The 4,921-nt window shown below is 48.9% G+C and carries 6 protein-coding genes; all 6 read left to right on the plus strand.

The features are described 5' to 3' along the window. Nucleotides 1–60 precede the first annotated feature (60 nt). The gene (locus AB5903_RS21640; protein ID WP_016662292.1) at nt 61–375 is read left to right on the plus strand and encodes a hypothetical protein; all 315 of its coding nucleotides are present in this window, start codon (nt 61–63) and stop codon (nt 373–375) included. 1 nt (nt 376) lies between these two features. Beyond that, entirely contained in the window at nt 377–709 is a 333-nt protein-coding gene (locus tag AB5903_RS21645) for a hypothetical protein (RefSeq protein WP_016662291.1), read from the plus strand. Continuing rightward, entirely contained in the window at nt 706–3,144 is a 2,439-nt protein-coding gene (locus AB5903_RS21650; protein WP_272709844.1) for a conjugal transfer protein, read from the plus strand. Before AB5903_RS21645 ends, AB5903_RS21650 begins: the two co-directional genes overlap by 4 nt. A gap of 4 nt (nt 3,145–3,148) precedes the next feature. Beyond that, nucleotides 3,149–3,682, plus strand: coding sequence for a hypothetical protein (locus AB5903_RS21655; protein WP_016662289.1), 534 nt, complete (start codon nt 3,149–3,151; stop codon nt 3,680–3,682). Then, nucleotides 3,679–4,440: a hypothetical protein gene (locus tag AB5903_RS21660; RefSeq protein WP_016662288.1), complete on the plus strand. Its 762-nt coding sequence runs from the start codon at nt 3,679–3,681 to the stop codon at nt 4,438–4,440. The genes AB5903_RS21655 and AB5903_RS21660 overlap by 4 nt, the downstream gene beginning before the upstream one ends. Beyond that, nucleotides 4,437–4,921: hypothetical protein (locus AB5903_RS21665; protein ID WP_368118275.1), on the plus strand; the 485-nt coding region annotated here is incomplete at its 3' end. The genes AB5903_RS21660 and AB5903_RS21665, both read left to right, overlap by 4 nt.

Genomic DNA, 4,921 nt, shown 5'->3' on the forward strand with positions numbered 1-4,921 from the left:
GAGCGTCCGTCCCTGGCAGGCAGGTGGAGATTATACCGGATCAATTAAACCGAATGAATAATGACGACAAAGAAAAATGTATTGCTAACCCTCATGTTTCTGCTTACTACCATACAGGTATCTGCACAGGACATGAATTCGACTGTAAACACAATGCTTGACGGCTGGGCCAGACCCATATATCTGGCAGGCATGCTTATCGGCCTGATTGCCGGTTTGGTACGGAACTATGACAATATTGCGGCCAAGAATGACAACGGAAACAGAATGGACGGTGTCATTGCGGTCGTTTGGATGGTAGGTTATGGTCTGGCCGGTTCGGTTGTCATCAATGCCATAAGGACGGCAGCCATGGGTATAAACCTGAGTGTCTGATATGGAATACAAAGTAAGAAAAGGTCTGGAAACTCCCTGCCGGATCGGTATTTTCCTTTCCGGGGATTATTGGGTGGTATATTCCGCCAGTGTAGCGGCTATCGGACTGTGTGTCCTTGCAGCCGCCCAGGGGTTGACTGAAGGGCACTGGGAATTCTTCTGGAGCATGCTGGGCATATGCAGTGTGGCGGAGCCTCTGCTGTGCTATATGTTCTGGAGAAAGACCTTGTCCCGGAAGTTCAAGAACCGGAACCGGGAGATTACCCTGAGCAATCTGGAAATGACCCGTACCCTTTACCGTATCCGGAAAAGACACAGAAAGGAGCAGTTATGACAACAAACTACACATACGGACTTTTGGACATCATGGGAGACGGGGCCATGCTGGGACAGTCAGGTAGCCTGACCGTTTCCTTCCGTCTTACAGAACCGGAATGCTATAGCCTTTCCCCGGAAGATATAGACCGGAGAAACCTCATGTTGGAGGAAGCCTTCCGCTTTCTTCCCGATGGGAGCTATGTGCATAAGCAGGATATCTTTCTCAAGCGCAGCTACTCTCCGGAAAAGGCCGACAGTTTCCTTTCCCGGGCGGACGCGCGCCATTTCGCCGGACGTACCTATCTGGAGCATACATGCCTGATGCATTTCACGTTCGCTTCCCTTGAGACATTGAAAAAGGCGTATGCAGCCTCTCCGGTGAGATACAGGGAAGAACTGCACAGGAGTGATGAGCAAAAACTGAAGGACTTCCTTGAAGGTGTGGAAAATGCCATGAGCATCATCCGTAATATTCCCAATGTAAGTGTCCGGCAGCTTGACGGGACGGAAATGGTGGAACTGATGGGAGAATATACCAATCTGTTCGGTGGAAAACGCGAAACAAGGGATATGCGGTTTTCTTCCACCATGAGCATAGGGGAAGAAAAGGTCAAGTATTACAGCATCTGCGATGAAGCACACCTGCCGGAAAGTATCATTTCCTCATGTGTCAGAGACTATTCGCTGCCCAAAGCGGGCAGCGAGCTGTTCCATACTCCTTTGGAAAGCCTGGGAGTCTATCTGCCATGCAACCATATTGTCAATCAGGTTATTTTCTTTGAAGGTGATAAAAAACTGCGGGCGAGGGTGAACAGCAATATTGATGTTTATAAAAAGAACAGCAGCATAAGAAAGAGCATCGAGTCGGAGTACAGGAAATTGGATGAGGTTCGCAATGAAATCATGGAGGAGAACACACCGCTTGTACGCACTTATTTCTCCCTGTGCTTTTTTGACCGCGACGAAAAGGAACTGGAGAATGCCGAGAAGAAGATCCGGGAATGCCTGAACCTGGCCGGCTTCGGATACTACATCCCTTCGTTCGAGCATCTGGCGGCCGCACATCTGGCTTCCGTACCGGGACAGGTGAACTGCTTGCCGGGGGAGTATATGTTTCTTTCCACGCTCTCCGTTTCACTGTGCCTTTTTCTTGCCTGCAGTACACTCCGTTCCGATGCGGAAGGTATTCAGCTACAGGACAGACTATACCGTATCCCGATCAAAAAGGATATATGGGATGCCGGAAAGAGAAGGGCGGATGCACGCAACGGGATGATCATCGCCGGTTCCGGCGGGGGAAAATCCACTTTCGCCGAGAATTTCACTTATCAGCTTCTTGAACAGGACTATACGGTTGTAGTGGTGGAGTTCGGAAAAAGTTTCAGCCAGCTCTGCAAACTTTATCCCAAAGAGTCGCTTCACGTGGATTATGACGGAAAGACACCGTTGGGTATCAATCCGTTCGACCTGCAGGGACGCAGGCCGGACAATACGGACTTGGAAACGATCTCGGGAATCGTGCAGCGTTATTGGAAACACATGTTCACAGGAAAGGAACCGGAGAGGGAAACGGCACTGAACCTGTTCATAGAGGACTATTACGAACAGCCGGGAAAGGAACACAATTTTGTGGGATTCTATAACCATGTAAAACAGAATTATCCGGATATCCTGGAAAGGAAAAACATTCCGGAGAAGTATTTTGAGCTCTCTTCGTTTCTTCTGAACTGCGGGGAGTTCCTGCCGGGAAAAAGATATGAGAATGTGACGAAGGATACCAAAGAGGATTTTCTGGCCAAGAAATTCATAGTATTCGAACTCACCCGGATCAAACAGGACAGGTTCCTCTCGAACCTGGTCATGACGATGATATTCTCGGTCATACAGTCGAAGATACTTTCCGACAGGAGCAAGCGGGGAATCCTCATATTCGACGAGTATGCGGAAACGGCACAAATGAAGGATACGGCCACGAATACGGGCATACACAGCTCGGTAGCGTTCTGCTACCAGAAGATCAGGAAAGAGAACGGCGCCGTCTACACCATCGTACAGACTCCCGACCAGTTGCCCGATGACGAGAATACGCAGAACATCATCGGTAATACGGACATGCTTTACGTACTGCCCACCAAGGAGGTGATTTACAGCAGCATCATAGAGAAGTTCAAAATTACCGACCAGGCACATATCGACCTGATGAAATCCATGCGGAACAACTTCTCCGGCAGGCAGCCGTACAGTGAATGTTTCTTACGTATGGGAGAGAAATATGCCACCGTTACCCGCCTGGAACTGTCTCCGGAGAAGTTCCTTGCCTTCCAGACGGAAGGGAGCATATGGGCCGAGCTGGAAAAGAAAACGCAAAGGATGGGTATGGAAGATGCCATCCGTGAATATCTGGAGGAACATCCGGAGAGAAAAGTAAAGAAATTATCATCAAACAGATAACAGTATGAAAAAGACTTTGATTTTGGGACTCATGACATTGCTCCTTTCAGGGACTGTCCGGGCACAATGGATTGTGAGCGATCCGGAAAACACCTATCAGGGTGTTCTTTCTGTACAGCAGCTCAAGAACACCGTCTCCTCGCTCAGGGAACAGAAGAAAATACTGGATGAAAGCCTGGATTACATGAGGAAGGTGAATGCCACAGTGAGTAACAGCATGACTGTAAAGTATCTCATTGAAAGGCAATTGAAACTGAGTACGGAGTGCGGAAAGCTTCTGGGAAGGGCCGGCAAATCGGGAATGAAGTCGTCAACCCTTTCCTCACTGACATCATGCGTAGGACAGATCGTGAGCAACAACGGACGGCTGATCAGCCTTGTGAAAAGCGTTCTTTCGACCTCACTGAGGATGAACGATGCGGAGAGGCTGGCACTTCTCAGGGATATAGAGAAACAGACCGAACAGGATGAGCGGAACATATGGAAAATAAATCGTCTTGTCAGTGAATATGAAACTTTGAAACGTGCCCTGCAATGATGGAGGAAGGAGAATTCAGCGTGCTGTTCCACTCCTACCGGGAACTTAGGGAGGCGGTAGCTGTTAACGGCTTCTACTCGCTGGTGGCGGGACTGATCATAGCAACTTTCATATTCAAGTTGCTTGATATGGCAAATGACATGATTAAGGAGGAGAAAGGATTCAATGCCAAGCATTTCTTTGAACTGGGCAGGGAATATATTTTCTGCTCGGCCCTGATAGCAATCCTGCCTCTTTTACTGGGATGGCTGGAAGCGATATTCGCTATGGGGGCGGACAAGGTGGTAGAATCCATAGGCGGGAAATACAACTCGGACAACATCTGGAGGGCCACGCTTCTTGGTGACCTGGAGAACATGGTCGAGGAAGGCAGCTGGAACGTGGCGGGAACGATCTTCACGCATATACTGACCTCACAGGTGGGGACGCTTTTTGCCCTGGCATATGATTATATCACCACCCTGTTCCTGGCGACAAGGTATGTCATACTGCTCCTTCTGGAAATAGTCTCTCCCGTGGCCATCGCATGCCTTTACAACAAGGATCTGAGGAGTTCTTTCTTTGTATGGGCAAAGAACCTGTTCGGATGCTATATGCTGTACCCGGCTTTCGTAATAGTAAGCGTATTCAGCGATCTTATAGTGAAGAATTACATCCGGCAGGATTCATGGCCGATATGGATCATGTTGTTTTTCTCGATCATCCTGAAAACAAGCCTGCTTGCGGCGGCCAAGGCTACGGTCAACAAATGGTTATGAGTATGAAAAAGATATTAAGAAAAGAAAGGGAAACATTCTCCATTATGACAAACATGAAGGAAATACTCGGGGACTTCAATGCGCTGGCCGACGCCCGTAAGAAAAGCTCCCTTCTGGTGAAGCTGGCATTCGGCTTCTGCGCGCTGACGGTGTCGGCCGTGTTGTTTTTCAGCTATTCACTGCTCAGCAGCATGGGAAACAAGATACTTGTGGTAAATGAGAACGGTGAATACCTGAAGCAGAAAGCTATGGATACGGATAAGCTCTACGAGGAGCTGCTGCGGGCTCACTGCAGTTCCACAGCCTATTATCTGAACAGTTTCGACAGGCTTTCATGGCAGGAGAACCAGGCGCATGCCCTGTTTCTGGTAAGCAAGCCGGACGCAACGGCCATATTTGCAAAGTATCGTGCGGACAGGGCTTATGGGGATGCGCTGGAACTGGGAGCGGTATACCGGAATAAATTCGAGAAGATAATTTC

The organism is Bacteroides sp. 2201st1_D9_2201SCRN_220225 (genome assembly GCF_040928965.1).
Lineage (GTDB): Bacteria > Bacteroidota > Bacteroidia > Bacteroidales > Bacteroidaceae > Bacteroides > Bacteroides stercoris.